The 15,959-nt window shown below is 47.8% G+C and carries 19 protein-coding genes and 1 tRNA gene; 15 read left to right on the top strand and 5 right to left on the bottom strand.

Translation table 11 applies throughout. The annotated features are described in order from the left end of the window. The first annotated feature begins 102 nt into the window (after positions 1–102). The 6 genes from FZ040_RS10215 to FZ040_RS10190 all read left to right on the top strand — a co-directional run bounded on the left by FZ040_RS10215 (position 103) and on the right by FZ040_RS10190 (position 6,230). Positions 103–1,890, top strand: coding sequence for a B12-binding domain-containing radical SAM protein (locus FZ040_RS10215; RefSeq protein WP_149171890.1), 1,788 nt, complete (start codon positions 103–105; stop codon positions 1,888–1,890). Positions 1,891–1,930: 40 nt separating this feature from the next. Beyond that, positions 1,931–2,386 carry a GNAT family N-acetyltransferase gene (locus tag FZ040_RS10210; protein ID WP_149171889.1) on the top strand — a complete coding sequence of 152 codons (456 nt, stop codon included), beginning with the start codon at positions 1,931–1,933 and terminating at the stop codon, positions 2,384–2,386. Positions 2,387–2,416: 30 nt separating this feature from the next. Continuing rightward, positions 2,417–3,424: a tRNA modification radical SAM protein MnmL/YtqA gene (mnmL, locus tag FZ040_RS10205; protein ID WP_149171888.1), complete on the top strand. Its 1,008-nt coding sequence runs from the start codon at positions 2,417–2,419 to the stop codon at positions 3,422–3,424. 81 nt (positions 3,425–3,505) lie between these two features. Then, positions 3,506–3,877 carry a hypothetical protein gene (locus tag FZ040_RS10200; RefSeq protein WP_149171887.1) on the top strand — a complete coding sequence of 124 codons (372 nt, stop codon included), beginning with the start codon at positions 3,506–3,508 and terminating at the stop codon, positions 3,875–3,877. A 118-nt stretch (positions 3,878–3,995) separates the two neighbouring features. Beyond that, positions 3,996–5,840, top strand: coding sequence for an acyltransferase family protein (locus FZ040_RS10195; protein ID WP_149171886.1), 1,845 nt, complete (start codon positions 3,996–3,998; stop codon positions 5,838–5,840). Positions 5,841–5,942: 102 nt separating this feature from the next. Beyond that, positions 5,943–6,230 (top strand): LysM peptidoglycan-binding domain-containing protein, encoded by a 288-nt coding sequence (locus tag FZ040_RS10190; protein ID WP_149171885.1) that lies wholly within the window; start codon positions 5,943–5,945, stop codon positions 6,228–6,230. Between the two features lie 73 nt (positions 6,231–6,303). Here FZ040_RS10190 and FZ040_RS10185 read toward each other — a convergent pair whose 3' ends face one another. Continuing rightward, a complete protein-coding gene (locus FZ040_RS10185) occupies positions 6,304–7,386 on the bottom strand; it encodes an HAD family hydrolase (RefSeq protein WP_149171884.1) in 1,083 nt (360 codons plus the stop codon). A 282-nt stretch (positions 7,387–7,668) separates the two neighbouring features. Between FZ040_RS10185 and FZ040_RS10180 the strand changes: the two genes are divergently transcribed. From FZ040_RS10180 to FZ040_RS10160, 5 genes are all read left to right on the top strand, one after another. Continuing rightward, the gene (locus tag FZ040_RS10180) at positions 7,669–8,061 is read left to right on the top strand and encodes a hypothetical protein (RefSeq protein WP_149171883.1); all 393 of its coding nucleotides are present in this window, start codon (positions 7,669–7,671) and stop codon (positions 8,059–8,061) included. Between the two features lie 215 nt (positions 8,062–8,276). Continuing rightward, a complete protein-coding gene (locus tag FZ040_RS10175) occupies positions 8,277–8,846 on the top strand; it encodes a hypothetical protein (RefSeq protein ID WP_149171882.1) in 570 nt (189 codons plus the stop codon). A 68-nt stretch (positions 8,847–8,914) separates the two neighbouring features. Further along, positions 8,915–9,001: transfer RNA gene (locus FZ040_RS10170), tRNA-Leu, on the top strand. Between the two features lie 239 nt (positions 9,002–9,240). Beyond that, complete coding sequence (locus FZ040_RS10165; protein ID WP_149171881.1) at positions 9,241–9,822, top strand: hypothetical protein; 582 nt, start codon at positions 9,241–9,243, stop codon at positions 9,820–9,822. A 26-nt stretch (positions 9,823–9,848) separates the two neighbouring features. Then, positions 9,849–10,421 carry a hypothetical protein gene (locus FZ040_RS10160; protein WP_149171880.1) on the top strand — a complete coding sequence of 191 codons (573 nt, stop codon included), beginning with the start codon at positions 9,849–9,851 and terminating at the stop codon, positions 10,419–10,421. Between the two features lie 127 nt (positions 10,422–10,548). Here the strand turns inward: FZ040_RS10160 and FZ040_RS10155 are convergent, their stop codons facing one another. The 4 genes from FZ040_RS10155 to FZ040_RS10140 all read right to left on the bottom strand — a co-directional run bounded on the left by FZ040_RS10155 (position 10,549) and on the right by FZ040_RS10140 (position 13,693). Beyond that, positions 10,549–10,974, bottom strand: coding sequence for a hypothetical protein (locus FZ040_RS10155; RefSeq protein ID WP_149171879.1), 426 nt, complete (start codon positions 10,972–10,974; stop codon positions 10,549–10,551). Positions 10,975–11,004: 30 nt separating this feature from the next. Then, a complete protein-coding gene (locus tag FZ040_RS10150; protein WP_149171878.1) occupies positions 11,005–11,373 on the bottom strand; it encodes a hypothetical protein in 369 nt (122 codons plus the stop codon). Positions 11,374–12,005: 632 nt separating this feature from the next. Then, complete coding sequence (locus tag FZ040_RS10145; RefSeq protein WP_149171877.1) at positions 12,006–12,605, bottom strand: hypothetical protein; 600 nt, start codon at positions 12,603–12,605, stop codon at positions 12,006–12,008. A gap of 98 nt (positions 12,606–12,703) precedes the next feature. Further along, complete coding sequence (locus tag FZ040_RS10140; RefSeq protein WP_149171876.1) at positions 12,704–13,693, bottom strand: GGDEF domain-containing protein; 990 nt, start codon at positions 13,691–13,693, stop codon at positions 12,704–12,706. A 211-nt stretch (positions 13,694–13,904) separates the two neighbouring features. Between FZ040_RS10140 and FZ040_RS10135 the strand changes: the two genes are divergently transcribed. From FZ040_RS10135 to FZ040_RS10120, 4 genes are all read left to right on the top strand, one after another. Next, positions 13,905–14,117, top strand: a complete 213-nt coding sequence (locus FZ040_RS10135) for a hypothetical protein (protein ID WP_149171875.1) — start codon at positions 13,905–13,907, stop codon at positions 14,115–14,117. A gap of 90 nt (positions 14,118–14,207) precedes the next feature. Next, positions 14,208–14,480, top strand: coding sequence for an HU family DNA-binding protein (locus FZ040_RS10130; protein ID WP_033169776.1), 273 nt, complete (start codon positions 14,208–14,210; stop codon positions 14,478–14,480). Positions 14,481–14,616: 136 nt separating this feature from the next. After that, positions 14,617–15,315: a hypothetical protein gene (locus FZ040_RS10125; RefSeq protein WP_149171874.1), complete on the top strand. Its 699-nt coding sequence runs from the start codon at positions 14,617–14,619 to the stop codon at positions 15,313–15,315. A gap of 94 nt (positions 15,316–15,409) precedes the next feature. Further along, a complete protein-coding gene (locus FZ040_RS10120) occupies positions 15,410–15,910 on the top strand; it encodes a hypothetical protein (protein ID WP_149171873.1) in 501 nt (166 codons plus the stop codon). The last annotated feature ends 49 nt before the right edge of the window (positions 15,911–15,959 follow it).

Raw genomic sequence — 15,959 nt, 5'->3', positions numbered from 1 at the left:
TTAGAAATGTTCTCAACTATATTATTATAACACATACCACACGCAACCGTAATGTGGTAGAATAAGTAGGTTATATACGGTGTATCAGTAAGGAGAAGACAATTGACAGAAGATATTTTATGGCTGGGCATCAATGCCAAGTATTCCCATACGTCGCTGGCTATTCGCTATTTGCGCGAGGCCGTGCCTGGCTCGCGGATTTTGGAACTCACCATCAATCATCAGCTTTTGGATATGCTCGGCGAAATCTATGAGCAGCAGCCGAAAGTCCTTGGCATTTCGTGCTATATCTGGAATATCGAGGTCGTAAAGCGGCTGCTGCGCCTGCTGCCGGCGGCGCTTCCCGATACGGTCATCATCTGCGGCGGGCCCGAGGTATCCTATGGCACGGCGGATTTTATGCGCGATTTCCCAATGGTCGACTATGTGCTGCGCGGCGAGGGCGAGGAGTCAATCCGCCAATTGACAAGTCAGCTTTTGACTTGTCAATTTGACCGGTCAAAAGTCAATGCCCTGCTTGACCAGTCAGAAATCCGCGGCATCGCCTGGCGCGGCGCCGATGGTACCGTCCATGAGGGCCATGATGTGACGGTGGCAGATCTTGCCGCTGTGCCCTTTGCCTATCGTGAGGACGAGATGGCCGATATCTGCGAGCGCATTCTCTACTATGAGACGTCGCGCGGCTGTCCGTTTTCGTGTGCCTACTGCCTGTCCTGTGCGACGGCGGGCGTGCGCTACTTGCCATTGGAACGCGTTTTTGCCGAGCTCGACTTTTTCGTGCGCCATGATGTGCGGCAGGTCAAGTTTGTCGACCGCACCTTCAATGCGAAGAAGAGCCATTTCCTGCCGATTTTGAAATATTTGCTGGCCCTGCCGGATTCGTGCCGCACGAATTTTCATTTCGAGGTCGCCATCGATTACCTCGACGAGGAAGTGCTGACGGTGCTTGGACAATTGCCCAAGGGACGCGTGCAGCTGGAAATCGGCATCCAGTCGACGAATGAGCAGGTGCTGAAGGCCGTCTCGCGCGTCAATCACTGGGCGGACATCAAGGCGCATATCAACCGCATCATGAGCTTTCACAATATGCATCTGCATGTCGACCTCATCATCGGTCTGCCCAGGGAAGGAATGGCGTCGTTCCAGCGCTCGTTTAACGATGTCTACGAACTGCAGACCGATATGCTGCAGCTGGGCTTTTTGAAATTCCTCAAGGGCGCGGCGATGATGAATCTCGTAACGCCCTATGGCTATCAGTACATGCCGATGGCGCCCTACGAAGTGCTCGTGACCGATGCGCTGAGCTATGGCGAAATCCGCTGGTTCCACAGCTTTGAGATGGTTTTTGAGCTCTACTATAATGCAGGCCGCTGCCGCAAGACGGCCAATTATATCATCCGCGAGCAGGAGGACGGCGATGCGTTTGCGTTCTGGCAGAAATTCACTGACTGGTGGGAGGAAAAAGGTTTCCATAAAATCGGCCATAGTACGAAAAATCTCTACGGCTATCTGCGCGACTTTGCGAGCCAGGCCTATGCGCTCGATAGGAAACTACTAGACAATCTCCTGCGCTATGATGCCCTGCTGGCCGACGGCGGCCGCATCCGCCCCGAAAATCTAGACTGGAACCGGCAAAACTATCAGGACATCACGGCCGATTTCTGGAAAGGCGCCCCGAGCCGCGTGCGCGAGTACTTGCCTGGCTATGAATTTACCAACTGGCGGGATGTCAACAAGAAGTACCATATCGAAATCTTTGCCTACAATGTAATGGAGGCAGAAGACAAGACATTGACCAGTCAACGGACGGCGGTATTATTCGACTACACGGCGGCAGAGCCGGTAGATCAAACGATAAGCCTAGACCTCGATGGTATGGCGAAGAAGTGATTGGTTTGGATTGTAAAAAGATAAATTAGTGGTGAGATATATGATAGCTTTAAGGCACTTTACGTTGCGTGATGCGGCAGCTGTTCAGGAAAAACGATATCCTGCGAAAGCGCGGGCAGAAATTGAGCAGCTGATTCGCGAATGGAACGAGAAAACACATTGTGGCAGGCGGTTTGCGATGCTGGCCATTGTGCATGACGATGAAATCGTGGGGTTCTGCTCGTGGTTTGAACATAGCAAAAGCGTTGTTTCCTTCGGTGTTGACGTATGGGAAGGCGAACGAAAAAAAGGCTATGCGTTTAAGGCTTTGACACAGCTGGAGGAATGCGTGCGAGAAAAAGGGTTCGCCATTGTTCAAGACCAGGTAAGGGCGGACAATGTTGCGAGCATCCGGCTGCATGAAAAATTGCAGTTTGAAACGGACGGGTATGTTTATAGGAATCAAAAAGATGGAAAGGTACTGTTGTTTTTAAAAGCGCTGACAACGGCAGCATGAGTACGGAAATCATTCGCTGGGGGATAGGATATGGAACATGATATATATCGGACTTTTTCGGATTATTTAAAGGAACGTTATGGGGAGAAGGTTTATAAGCTGCCGGTGGCTTTGCCGGTTACGTGCCCGAACAGGGATGGAAGTATTACCACCAGTAATTTGACATCACCTAATCGCATTGGCGAATGTGGCAATGGCGGGGCTGGCTGCACGTTTTGCGGTTCGATTGGCGCAGGCTATGAGAATCTGCCAGCTGATATGACAATTACGGCGCAGCTTGCGGCGAACAAGGCCCATATCATTCCAAAGTACAAGGCCAAGAAATTTATCCCGTATTTCCAGAACTTCAGCAATACGTATGCGCCGCTGGAAACATTGCGGGGCTGGGTGCAGGAGGCTGGTGCTGGCGAGGATATCGTGGCGATTTACATTGCCACGCGGCCTGACTGTGTGAGCGATGAGTATCTGGAGATGCTGCGCGAGGAAGCAGATAAGCTCGGCATTGACATCTGCGTGGAACTTGGCCTGCAGAGCGTTAACTACCGTTCGCTGCAGAAAATCAACCGCGGTCATACGCTCGGCGAGTTTCTCGATGCGGTTTTGCGCATCAAGGCACATGGCCTGCAGTCGTGTGCGCACCTTATCCTGAACCTTCCCTGGGATGATAGGACCGATGTCATCGAGGATGCCAAGGTGCTCTCAGCGCTCGGCGTCGATCAGGTCAAGCTCCATGCGCTCTACATCGTCAAGGGCACGGAGATGGCGCGCCAGTATGAGGCAGGGGAGCTCACACTTGTCTCGCGCGAGGAATACGAGGCGCGCGTCATCACGTTCCTTGAGCATCTGGCCCCTGACATCGTCTTGCAGCGCATCATTGGCCGGGCGCCCGAGACGAACACGCTGTTTTCCAATTGGCATACGGGCTGGTGGAAGATTCGCGACAACATCACCGCCACGATGGCGGCAAATGGCCAGTATCAGGGACGGCTTTGTAAGTACCTCAATGGCCCGGCAGTGCGAAAGTTTTTGTCCGACTAAGCAGGATATTACCCCTTAAATGTCTAATACCACAGTATAAAAGAGTGGGTGTTCACTTGGGATTGTGAAAGGGGCGATATTATGCGGGTTTGGATTGAGCGGATAGGGCCTTTGGGGGAAAATGAGCTTTATGCGTTTGGACCGTCCTGGCAGGATGTGTCGGGGCGCGTGGAGCTCGATGCAATCGGCAATGGAATCATTCGCCGTAAACATGCGGCGTTTTCCGAGGCGCAGCTGGCTGTCATTGCAGACCAGATTGACGGGTGGATCCGTGATCTGGGAAGCTGTCAGCTGTCCTGCATCAGTGCACCGGATAAGGAGAGCGGTGAATCCGAACGGCGCTGCCGCTGGAGACCCCGGGCGGCAGATTTAAGACCGTTGGAGCTTCCCCTGCATTCGGATGATATTGTACCGAAGCCGGTAGATTGGACGGTAAGTGAACAATGGCTTTGAAGGAGAACACCTCTTGGGAATAATTTCCCAGGAGGTGTTCTTTTCGTTCTTATTAAGTTATGCTATAATGCGTAAGGTAAGTTTAGGAGCTTGAAGTTTTAGGAGTAGTGTTTATCGAATGAAAGTTTTTCAAAGCATTGGCAGACAGAACCGTATCGCGGGATTGGATGCACTTCGCGCGTTGGCTATTGTTGGGGTCACGCTTTTTCATATGTTTCCGGATACGATTAAGGGCGGCTATTTGGGCGTTTCGCTTTTCTTCGTACTGACTGGTTTTTTGCTGGCGTTCACAAGCGTAAAAAGCTGGGAGAGTGGTTCGTTTGGCGTGTTCCGTTATTACGGAAAGCGCATTAAGCGCATTTATCCGGCGCTTTTGATTATGATGCTCACGACGATTGGGGCGTTTCATTTTCTGGTGCCGGATGTCATTGCGGCCATTCGTCCCGAGGCTGAATCGGTACTTTGGGGGTATAACAACTGGTGGCAGATTGAGCAGAATGCGGATTACTTTACGCGGATGGCCAATGCGTCGCCGTTTACGCATCTTTGGTTTTTGGGGATTGAGCTGCAGTATTATCTGATTTGGCCGGTCCTGTTCTTTATCTATACCCTTTGGGCAAGCATCTTTGGCAAGCGGAGCGGTGCGGTGTTTTTTGCGCTGCTGGGCTTGGCGGCGGCCACTGTCATGCCGCTGGCGTATAAACCGGATATGGACGTTACGCGCCTGTATTATGGAACCGACACGCGCGTCTATGCGCTGTTGCTGGGGTCGGCGCTGGGCTTTTGGCGTGGCGCGAAGAAACCGGCAGGCTTGCGGTTTGGCTCGGACAGTTACAGCTGGTTGAAGTATTTGGCCTTTGCTGGGATTCTCACAGTGACGTTTACGGCGTTTGCGGTCATGGATGGACAGGCCGCTTCGACCTACCAGTGGGGAATGCTGGTGATGACGCTGCTGTTCTGCTGGCTGATTCATTTGGTGGCCGACAATCGTCTGGAACTTGGCCGCGGACTGGATAACCCGCTGCTAGGCTGGATTGGCCGCCGCAGCTATGGCATTTTCCTTTGGCAGTATCCGGTAATCTTTTTGTTCAACCGCATGGGCTGGACCAAATGGCCGGAGTATTGGGCGTTGGAACTTCTCGCCATCGTTTTGCTGACCATCTGGTCGGATGCCATGGTAGACTTTTTGCTGCAGCGGAAAAAACCGGCTATTGGCAGCTCGTTTATCGTCGCCCAGTGCGTATTCTTTCTGATTGTCACGATGCCGGGCGTGGCGCTTATGGGCTATGGCAGTTACGGGATTGTTACGTCGTCGGACCAGAAGACGTCGGAGCTCAAGGCAAAGCTTGAAGCCCAGAAGGCGGCGCAGGAAGAGGCTAATGCCCGTGCTGCCGCCGAGGCTGCTGAGCTGGCGAAAAAACAGCAGGAGAATCAGGAAAAACTGGTGGCACAGCAATTAACGGGAGTTGCCTGCATTGGTGACTCGGTGCTGCTCGGCGCGTCGGGCGATGTGCGCAAGGTTTTGCCTGGAGCAATCGTAGATGGTGAAGTGTCCCGTTATGTGGGCGGCGGCATTCCTGTTGCACAGAGTTTGGCCGCGCAGGGACGGCTGGGAAAGGTTGTTGTCGTTGCGCTCGGGACAAATGGCCCGATTGCCGGACAGGAACGCTATGAAGCGCAGACGCGGGAATTGTTAAAGATTTTGGGCTCGGAACGCAAGATTTTCTGGGTCAACATTTACGGGCCGAGTCTTACCTGGCAGGATACGAACAATGAATACCTGCGAAAGGTGGCTGCCACGCATTCGAATGTCACGATTGTTGACTGGTACTCGGAAGTGTCCAAGCATCCGGAATGGCTGTCGCGGGATGGAATCCATCCGAACGATGACGGTTGTGCTGCCTATGCCCGCATCATTCGCGAGTGCATGGAGCGGACGCTGTCGGCCAAGGCAGCGCAATAGGAAATAATCAACAGATTATTCTGACAAAATACTTGATTTTCTTCGAAAGAACATTTATACTAATGGTATAGAGGTATAGATGTTCGATTGGAGGAACCAAAAATGAAGAAGGCATTTATCGTAGCGATGGCTGTCTTGTTCATTAGCCTTGGGGGAATGAACGCCGAAGCAGCCGGGAAAAACTGGAATCTCGTAGAAGTGACTGTTACGGTTAAGAGTGGCGATACGCTTGAGAGCATCGCCCGGGAATATATGAAGAAAAATACCTATGGGGCGCGGGAGATTCACGAATTCATCGATGGCATCCGCGAACTCAATGAATGGTTGCTGAAACGGGATATTCGCACGGGGGATACCCTGCGGATCAATTACTGGGAAAAACTTAAATAAAAAGGATTTGGGAAGATAAAGGCCACGGCCCTGCGAGGTATTCGCAGGGCCGTGGCCTTTTCGTGTACGTTATTTATTTGGCAACTTTTACGTTGTAACCATAGATGGTCTTCCAGTCATCGCGCATAGATACCGGAATCCAGCCATTCTTCTGGCAGTCCGCTTTCATCTTGTCGGCTTTCTTGATGTTGCCGAGGTCGTCTTCCAGATCATCACAGCAGAGCGAGAAGGCCAGCGCCTTGTATTTGTTCTTGCTGATGGTGTAGTTGAACATGGAAGCATCACCGGAACTGTTGCCGAAAGCGAGAACCGGCTGACGGCCGATTTCACGGGCGATGTTGGATACTTTGTTCATCTTGACGTCTTTGAGGACAAACTGTCCGCGGACAAGCGTGTCTTTTTCTTTGTTGTAGACGTATTCGAGGCCATCCGTATTGCCCTGTCCGGAAGCCAGCGTCATGATATCGGTACCGATGAAGTGGTCACGCTTGATGGGCAGGACGCCTTCCATCAGCACACGCTGAGCGTCACGGTCGGAGCCGGATACAATCCAGATATCAAAATCGTTCTTCTTGAGGTAGGAGACAACTTCTGCCATTGGCAGATAGAACTCCTCGCCGCGTTTGAGGTTCGTCAGGCCTTCGGCTGGCGTTTCCATGAACTTCCTGACGAAGGCATTGTATTCGTCCTGCGTCATGCCTGCAAATACGGAAGCCTGGGATTTTGCCTCTTTGCCTTCCATGTCTTCCGGGATAGCCTGGTTCTCAATCGCTTTTTTGACTACCAGCGCATATTCGCGGTCTTCTTTGGATGGCGTATAGGAGGGGTCATTGAGGGCGCGTTCGAGGTACATCATCCACTCAAAATAGCAAGGCGTGCGCTCGCCGAGCAGCGTGCCGTCCATATCGAATACGGCAATGCGGTCTTCTTCAGGAATATAATTCTTGCTCTTTTTGTTGGTTACGTCTTTGACGTAATTTGTGAGAGCCTTGAAGGAAGCGGAATCTTTATTCCAATACTGGAAGTTGCTTCCGTTTTCCTTTACACTGATTTTGGCGATTTCGGCGCGGCTGGCGGCATCGACATTCATGCTCATGCCAGTTCCTACGACGAAACTCATAGCTACCAGTGCTGCGCAAAGTTTCTTCTTGTTCATAAAATTTCCCCTTTCTTTTTAAACAACTCTCAAAAAATGTGGATGATGAGAGTCCCTATTACCCCTAACTCCCAATATTCTCGCAAGGGGGAATATTTCCTGCTGACAATTTAAAGAATATAGCGAAAATATATCATGCGAATGGATGAGTGTGTAATCATGTAACATGAAATTTGACAGGGGAACAGGTGGCGGCGTGGTTACTGTCGAAGTGTATCACCAGCAAGGACATTCCCGGTCGTATCGGTGGAGGCCGAAACGACACCCAAAGGAGGTATTGGTATGTGTGATCACGAGAAATTGGAAAAGAGGCTAAGTGAGTTCCTGTCAGAGCGGCATTTCGAGGAGTGGATTCCCGCGTCGCGGATTGGAAGTTTAGAGACAGGCCTCCGGACGTTTGCCCATGAGCTGGCTTTTGCCTTGGATGCGGCAGAGACAGCGGAACACCCCCTGGAAAAAGCGGCGGTAGCTGCAGATGAAGTCGATGAAATCATAAGCGGACAACTGCGCGGTAAAACGCCGCAGGCATTTGCGACGCTGGCGGATGAGACCAAGGCGCTGCTTTGGGCAGAGACCAGCCTGCTCGATGAGCTTATGCCACGCAGCCGTCAAATCTCGCCAAACTGGCTGGAGAAAAACCTCTACCCGGAGTGCCAGCGGTGTGCAGCCCTTTAAGATTTGAAATCAACCGATGGAGTGCAGTGCCCGCATAAAGCAGTCCTTTGGCCGTTTTATGCGGGCTTTTTTGCTTGGCGGCGATATTTTTATCAGATTTTTAGCAGAAGTGCATAAGCATCTAAGAATTACGGTTTACCCTGTAAAAGGAATTTTTTTGACGACTGGAAAGGGCAGTTGTCTGTGTAACAAAATAGCAGAAAGAGGGATGCTTAATGGATGATAAGAATGAACAGCTTCAGCAGGAGGCGGCACGGCTGGCCTTAAAGGTCAAGCCCACGGAGGAGGAAGCGTCGGAAGCGCCAGCGAAATCTCAAGGAGGTTCAAAGATTTTGCGCGGCCTGGCCAAGGGAATATTTTGTTTGATGTTGAGCCTGCTTATGATTCATGTAATCAAGCCGATGTATTACCAATATATTGATGCCTCAGCGGCGCAGGAAATGACTGACGGGCAGAAACAAGAGGCGATGGGCTTGCCGCTAAAGATGACCAAGCCCCCCAGAGGTAAGAAGAGCACTTGGAGTCGTGAAGAACTTCGCTGGATGGCGTTTATGGACATCAAACTCGATGAATTAAAAGCCTGCGTGAACAAACGAAATGAGACGGGAGCCCTGGAGTACAACAAAATGGCAAGGGATTATAATGAACGCTGTGGAGAGTATTATTATAATGAGTCTGATTTAAAGGCTGTTCGTCTGGAAGTAGAACAATACCGCGATCAGATTAAGCAAAAGACAAGGGAAGAAGTGCAGGCGAAGGGCTGGGATAAACCAGATAAAAAATAGTGTTTGACAAATCAAACACTCAATGCTATACTAGTATTCGTTGATGACGCATGTTTAAAAGTCATTTTGCCGGAATGGCGGAATTGGCAGACGCAGCAGACTCAAAATCTGCCGTTGGCAACAACGTGCCGGTTCAAGTCCGGCTTCCGGCACCATTAGTGCTATCAAGGCCTCGCGATGTTTTCGTGGGGTCTTTTTTGTTACTGTTTTTTTGTCTGTATGAATGTCTCCCTCTCGAGGCTTCATCGATTCCGCTAGTGAATAGTTCTAGCAGGCCTTAGTCATGGGAGGGGCTTTATGTGGTGTGATTGCAGTTGTATAAAAGCCAGAAAGACAAAACGGTTTCTTTATAGTTCTGGTTTTATTATTCGGTTAAGGAGGGATTAAAAAGAAGATGGAGAATAATAAAACCAGAGGTGATCGAATGAAAAAAATATTAGCAGCAATGACGGTAGCAATCGTGATAACTATGTCTTTTGGGGGACGAGGTGAATGCAGTCCGGTACCAGTGCCACTCAATGATACACGGGATATGTTTGAAATCATAAAATCATACAATAGAATGGTAGGGGTGGTAAGTTCGAAATGTGAGATTTCGTTAAGCTTTAGTAAAGCTAGGAATAGTTCGAGTAAATATATAAGTTTTAATGAATCGAACCGTGTATTGGGCGGCGTTGAGGTAAGCCCTAGCGGTGATGGTAAAGTGATTAATTATGTGGTAATGATTCCGAAGCAGAATATGAATCAAGTAATGATGGAATTAGTTCCTTATGCTATGATATGTTCCGTGTCTGATGTCCTAGGGGATAAGGATATAAAAATTATAGCAGCACAAACTAAGATGCTTGTACAAGGAAAAACAAACAAAGTATTTGCTAAACCTGAAGCGGACAACAGGGCATATCTAGTCAGTCGACATTATATGCCTGAGGAACAATGTTATGTGTTTATGATACATGCTGGTAGCATTGATTAAGAATCCGATCAAAGGGATTAATTATTATGTTAGGTAAAAAAATAATACTCCTAATGCTGGTAGTGCTGTTGAATGGTATGACGGCGATGGCCATGGCTGATATTAAAGCGGAAGATGGTCCAAATGGCGTGAAGGTTTATCATGCTAATATTGATGGGGTTGAGTCAAGAATCGAAATTCCCGTGAATGAGGTTTGTTATAATTTTGATTTTTATGCTTTAAAAGGTGGGATTTGTAATGGATTGATTCCAAATGTTAAAGTTTATAATGAAGATGATATAGCTAACCAAATTGATGGGGAAAATATTTTATATCGGGAAGAATGTTGGACTTTTGTCTTTAATAAAGATACAGACAATGGTAAATATCCTGCTGTTTATTTTTCTTGTGTTGGACGATATATTGATGCTCAAGGAAAAGCGATAAAAGACTATCCGTCAAGGGAGGTTATTATATCGGAACCGCGTGCTCAGATTATAATGGATATTAAAGAGAACGTTGTTGCATGGAACAAGGGGAAGACGAAATACAAAGTGATGTATGGTAACAAGCCATATATGTATTGGTATACCCATAGCAAACATAATCTCGAGGGATAGGGATAATAAAAAAGGCAGTTCGAATAAATCGGGCTGCCTTTTTATTCGTAAGAATAGCGTGGTGAGTCGGATGATAAAACAGATGGTTAAGAATGTTACCATATAATTATTTATCTGTTGATGGGGGCTATCTGCTGTATACCTCATCATCCAGGCAGTTAAAAAATCTTATGCCATACGCCAAATAAAACGCCATTTCACCAATACTTCGCATTTCGGTATTTACGGCTTCAAAGCTGGTGGGGTGAATATAAATCCATTCGCCTGTTTCTCGATAATACATATTTTTATTATCATACTCATAGAAAAATTTGCTTGTATATTTACTAGTAATATTGCCGTCAAAGTCGCCTACGAGAACTTCAATGGAAATTGTATATTCTGGGGGTGCATACTTTATTACATTAACACTACTTTTTCGGATATAAGTATTTTGCTGTAATTGAATAATATCACTATCGCCGTTTAAGTGTTTAGGAAAAGGGCCAGCAATGCAGGTAGCCATTAATAAGAGTAAAATACAAGCTGAAAAAATAACAGTTATTTTTTTCATAATAGATACACTCCTTTGCTGTTTATCCCCTTATTCGCCGCGAAGTTTAGTTTTTTCTTTCAGTGTGACATATAATATATCGTTGGCTAATGGGTAATCCTTTACATATCTCCATGGCGAAGGCTGATTAGAAGAATTTATGCCGCCCAGCCAATTTTGATACATATATTCCCCAGTCCAATATTGAAAACACCAAGTCGAATGGTCGCCTCTGTTGGTATATACGCCGACATAGGTTAATCCGCTTCTTGTTCCGAAAAGCTCATCAGTTTCTATGAAAAAATCAAATCCTTTATCTGATGTAGAGCAGTAAACGCGTTCTGCATTTACCGTAGAGTGATAACAGCTAACAGTAGAAAAGAAAGCGAAACAAATGAAACAAACAATTATTCTTTTCATGGCAGTACCTCCTTCGCCACAAAATCTGTTCGCGATATGCTTTTGCTAGTATTGAGCTGGATTGACTTGTCAGTGCTGGACGGAGATGGTATAATAAAGCTACAAAAGGAATAAATGATGTAGAACACTAAATTACATTGGTAAAAGAGTCTTCAGGCTGGTAACCCGTAAGACTCTTTTATTTTTCCTATATTATCTCCGATACAAAAACGCGCCATGCTGCAAGAGCAATGGCGCGCTTTTGCGTCTTCCTCTGGTGGGCGAGTCCAGATTTCAGGCAGGATCAACGTTTGCCACTATCCCGATACAAGTCGTAGAGCCATGCAGCAGTGGTTAATCCTTTAAGCTTCAATTGAATAGCCTCCTCATAATTTTATATAAATTTTCATAACACCTTAATTTCGATACATCTTCGGAAAATCTTTCTGGATACGATAATGTTACAATGGACTATTCGTATGTTCGGTTTGCATCGAGGCATCCCTTATTATAATGCCCCGCCCACAGGTACGCAGGTACGCAGTTTATCGGTCAATTTGACTTGTCAGCGCTTTGAGGGATGGATTCGTAGGTGGGGGGGCAAAAATGGATTTAGCAAGGTAATGAAGGCGGAAAAAGTGGCCGCCAGAGTATTATTCAATATATGCCTGTAATACTATTGTGTATCCTGCGATTTTGCGTCCATTTGCTGCTCCATGAAAAGAGGCTCCGGTAGGTGATACCATAGAGGGGATTATCTCGTAGTAACGTTGGTTGTTTTCAGACCATATCACTTTTTCTTGTTGCGATTGAATGCTTTCACGACAGGCGATGACAAGATTGTCAATTTTATCGGCATCTTGGTATTCGTTTAGCAGAAATAACAAATCGGCGGTGATCAAGGCTAGGTCAAAATCGCTGTGAATGGGGAATTTTGTGGATACCATGAGGCAATCAATTTTGTTATTTTCATCGATACATACCCTTGAGGCAAGGTCTTCGGTACTATTAATAGAATGGTATATTTTTAGTAGGCTGTCCTTGGGACCGTTATGGAATAAATAATTTTCTTCATAACGATAATGTGGAGATATCATGAGCTTTGGAAGGTACTCACACCTTGAATTGTATTTTGGGATTAACTCCTGCGTTGTTAAACTATCACTCAAGGGCACGTAAAACTTGGCCATTGCTACGTTCACCCATAGGCATAGCAAAAGAAATAAGAAGGGGAATACACGTAATGTTTTCATAAAAATGTTCCTCCCTAATTATTAGTATATATTTGTTGTATATAACCGTTATTCCTTTTGAGTAAGCCACTGAAAGGAGATACTGTTTTTTGTTGGTGTCAGTTGTTTTTTTGGTCGTGTACCTTTGGCGTAAGCCCGCAGTCGTCAATGGTGACTTTGTTGCGGCCCTGGCGTTTGGATTGGTAGAGGGCGTTGTCGGCACGGGAATACAAGCTGGTGAATGTATCCTGGGGGTGGGTGATGGTGCCGCCGACGCTCAGGGTGACGGGATGGTCCTCGGTGCCGTAGTGGATGGACGAGGGAATGGTGTCACAGATTCGTTCACAGAGCTTTTGCGCGTAGTCTTTGGATGGGATGTTGGGAAGGTAGAGGCAGAATTCATCGCCGCCCATACGCCCGATGATGTCCGTATGGCGGATGTGTTCGCGGAGAATCTGCACAACATGTTGCAGGACTTTGTCGCCAGCCTGATGCCCGGATGAATCGTTGATGGTCTTAAAATAATCGATGTCGAGCATGATGAAAGCGCCAGGGATGCCCTTTTTCAGCGCAATGCGGATAAGGTCGTGAATGGCACCGCGGTTGTAGACACCCGTCAGCTGGTCGGTGGCAGCTTTTTGCCTTAACTGCTGCTCTTTTACCGTATGCGAGGTGATGTCCGAGAAAAAACCGGTAATGCGCCGTACCTCAAGGTGGTTTTTGTCATAGAATTTATGACTGTTGACGCGGTAGAAGCAGGTTCGGTCGTTGGCATAGGTGAGGCACAGCTCCTGCGTGATGTCATTTTTCTGGATAGCTTGTACGAGAAAATGAATGCCGAGTTTTTCCAAGGGCGAATCCAAGCGCTTAGACGCTGTGCGGAAGTCTTGGATGGTTTCGGGCAGGTGCAGTACCGAAGCACAGCTGGGGGAAAGGTGCATTTTGTCGCTGATTGGGTCGTAGTCGAACACAAAGAATCCAGCGGTCCGGCTCATCCATAGGAAAAAATCCCATTGGTTGATGCGGCGGCGATGCTCCCGATAGAGAAGTCCAGTTAAAATGAGTGCGAGTATTGTTAGAAATATAGTGGCTTCAATCATAAGGTTCATAATGTTTTTCCTCTTACAGTCTCAGCTGTGAAAACCGTATTTTCATTTGTTTTTCATGATAACATAATTTTGGGGGAGAGTAAATAAATTCGGCAAAGCAAATGTCAAGACTTTTTCTTGCTATTTTATCATGCTATACTTTTGGTGTGTTGAATGTGTCAGCTTTAGGGGTAAAGCTGCTGGAAAAAGAAGTGAATAAAGGAGATTTGTGATGACGGTAACTACACAGGGAAAGGAACTTGCCTGCATCGATAAACTGGGGACGATGTGCGCCATGAGCCATTGGACCGATGACCAATTGCAGGATGTGCTGGATATGCTGCGGGACTATGGACAGAGCTGCGAGCAGGATGGATTTGAGGCTGGCTATGAGGCGGCTTTGAATGATGCTGTGGCAGCGGCGGAACGCACGGCTATGGGCTGAAATCTGACGAATTTTAGAAAAATAATTGACTATTACAAGATAATTCGCTATAATACGCTTGTTATTAAAGTGAAAGGGGACAAACTCACTATGGCAAAAGAAGTACTTAGCAAATCCGCACTGGTAGATAAAGTTGCAGAAGCAGCTGGCGTTTCCAAGAAAGATACGAAGGCTGTTGTTGATGCACTGCTCGAAACGGTTAAAGAGAGCGTTAAGGCTGACGCTGAAATCCGTCTCATCGGTTTCGGTACGTTCAAAAAAGCTCATCGCAACGCACGTCAGGGCCGTAACCCGCAGACGGGTGCTACGATTGAAATCGCTGCTAGCGATAGCCTGGCATTCAAATCCAGCGTTAAATACTAATTTTTGATTAGTAACTAAAAGGGCATGACAGTTTGTCATGTCCTTTTTGCGTAGAACGACAATTGCTGGCAGGGAATGATGGAAGTTTTGCAGAACCTTCGCAGGGAAAAGAATTTGAATTAGGGAAGGAAGCAGGTTGAAAAAGTCACAGATTATCATAGCAGCGGTCATTCTCTATTTGCTTATCATGGTCATGGGCGGGGCGGCGTATTATGCTTACAGCATCCAACATGACGCGCGGCAGGCAAGGATTGAGCAGGAGGCTCAGGAGGAAGCGGCGGAGCGCAAGGCCGCGCAGGAGACGGCTGCCAAGGAAAAGCCAAAAGAAGAGGCGGCAAAGCCGGAAAAAGCGCGGAAACAGTCTGATTCGATGGAGATAGAGACGCGCGGCGGCGTGGATTATTATAAGCACCCCTGGCCGGTTAAACCACCCAGCGGCGTGTATCTGCGTCCGTTTGTAGCCGAGCGGAATGGCGTCTGCGTATTCAAAAACGACATTTATTATTTCTATGACATCACGGACTCCGAGCAGACGGGCTGGATATTTGGCGACCGGCTGGATATTCATGCTGGCGGGCAGGTTACGACGCTGGTGCTTGACCCCGCCAAACTGCACAAGCACATGGCTTCGGACGCGTCCTGGCTGGCGGAGAATTATGTGATGAATGCGGATAAAAAGACCCTTGAGGCATACCGCCGCATTGCGCAGTCGGATTCTGCGTATATCGTTTACTATAAGACCGGCGGCAAGCAGCGCCGGCATGATTTGAGCGCCAAGGAACTCAAGTGGATCCGCGAGATGGTGGAGCTTTACGACACCCTTCGCCAGCCTTGAGGGCAATGGGGGAAATGCGGTTTGACAGATACGGGGAAATCGAGTAATCTATTAGGAGTATTTTTGTTTTATTTTTCTAGGAGGGATTTTTTCCATGAAAAAGACAGCTCTGCTGACTCTCGGCGCTCTGATGATGAGCTCCGCTGCGGTTATGGCTGCTCCAATCAACCAGATGGCTGCCAATGAGACGGCTATTGGTGTAGGCACGAATGAGTCCTACATCGAGCACAAAGTGACGAATAAGATGACGGTAGGCTATCAGTATGCAGACCGCGACCAGTATGGTGACCATAGAGATGTTTATCTCCAGTATGATATCGTTGGTTCTGAGGTCAAGATGATTGGCGGTTATCGCTGGAATCTGCCGGGCGATAAAGACCAGGCTTTTGGCGGTGTGGCTGTAAGCACGCCGAAAGTTCTCGGCTTTGAGGCTTATGCTTCCTACATTGCTGGCAAAGACTTCAATGAGACGACGGTTGGGGTCAACAAGAACCTGCTGTTCAATGTTGATGTCAACGTCAATTATCACAACTTCAAACCGGAATACGGCAAACGCGAAAATGGCGTTGGCGCTGGTGTAACGGTTAAGTTCTGATTGTAAAATCGGATAAAAAGAAGCCGCAGGGATTTCTCCTTGCGGCTTC

This window comes from Pseudoselenomonas ruminis (genome assembly GCF_008271295.1).
GTDB classification, from domain to species: Bacteria; Bacillota; Negativicutes; order Selenomonadales; family Selenomonadaceae; genus Selenomonas_A; species Selenomonas_A ruminis.
This window is presented reverse-complemented; position numbering and strand designations above follow the sequence as displayed.

Coding starts and splice junctions, on each gene's coding strand:
- FZ040_RS10210 (WP_149171889.1), top strand. CDS start 1,931: ATGATAGCTTTAAGGCACTTTACGTTGCGTGATGCGGCAGCTGTTCAG.
- mnmL (WP_149171888.1), top strand. CDS start 2,417: ATGGAACATGATATATATCGGACTTTTTCGGATTATTTAAAGGAACGT.
- FZ040_RS10200 (WP_149171887.1), top strand. CDS start 3,506: ATGCGGGTTTGGATTGAGCGGATAGGGCCTTTGGGGGAAAATGAGCTT.
- FZ040_RS10195 (WP_149171886.1), top strand. CDS start 3,996: ATGAAAGTTTTTCAAAGCATTGGCAGACAGAACCGTATCGCGGGATTG.
- FZ040_RS10190 (WP_149171885.1), top strand. CDS start 5,943: ATGAAGAAGGCATTTATCGTAGCGATGGCTGTCTTGTTCATTAGCCTT.
- FZ040_RS10185 (WP_149171884.1), bottom strand. CDS start 7,386: ATGAACAAGAAGAAACTTTGCGCAGCACTGGTAGCTATGAGTTTCGTC.
- FZ040_RS10180 (WP_149171883.1), top strand. CDS start 7,669: ATGTGTGATCACGAGAAATTGGAAAAGAGGCTAAGTGAGTTCCTGTCA.
- FZ040_RS10175 (WP_149171882.1), top strand. CDS start 8,277: ATGGATGATAAGAATGAACAGCTTCAGCAGGAGGCGGCACGGCTGGCC.
- FZ040_RS10165 (WP_149171881.1), top strand. CDS start 9,241: ATGGAGAATAATAAAACCAGAGGTGATCGAATGAAAAAAATATTAGCA.
- FZ040_RS10160 (WP_149171880.1), top strand. CDS start 9,849: ATGTTAGGTAAAAAAATAATACTCCTAATGCTGGTAGTGCTGTTGAAT.
- FZ040_RS10155 (WP_149171879.1), bottom strand. CDS start 10,974: ATGAAAAAAATAACTGTTATTTTTTCAGCTTGTATTTTACTCTTATTA.
- FZ040_RS10150 (WP_149171878.1), bottom strand. CDS start 11,373: ATGAAAAGAATAATTGTTTGTTTCATTTGTTTCGCTTTCTTTTCTACT.
- FZ040_RS10145 (WP_149171877.1), bottom strand. CDS start 12,605: ATGAAAACATTACGTGTATTCCCCTTCTTATTTCTTTTGCTATGCCTA.
- FZ040_RS10140 (WP_149171876.1), bottom strand. CDS start 13,693: ATGAACCTTATGATTGAAGCCACTATATTTCTAACAATACTCGCACTC.
- FZ040_RS10135 (WP_149171875.1), top strand. CDS start 13,905: ATGACGGTAACTACACAGGGAAAGGAACTTGCCTGCATCGATAAACTG.
- FZ040_RS10130 (WP_033169776.1), top strand. CDS start 14,208: ATGGCAAAAGAAGTACTTAGCAAATCCGCACTGGTAGATAAAGTTGCA.
- FZ040_RS10120 (WP_149171873.1), top strand. CDS start 15,410: ATGAAAAAGACAGCTCTGCTGACTCTCGGCGCTCTGATGATGAGCTCC.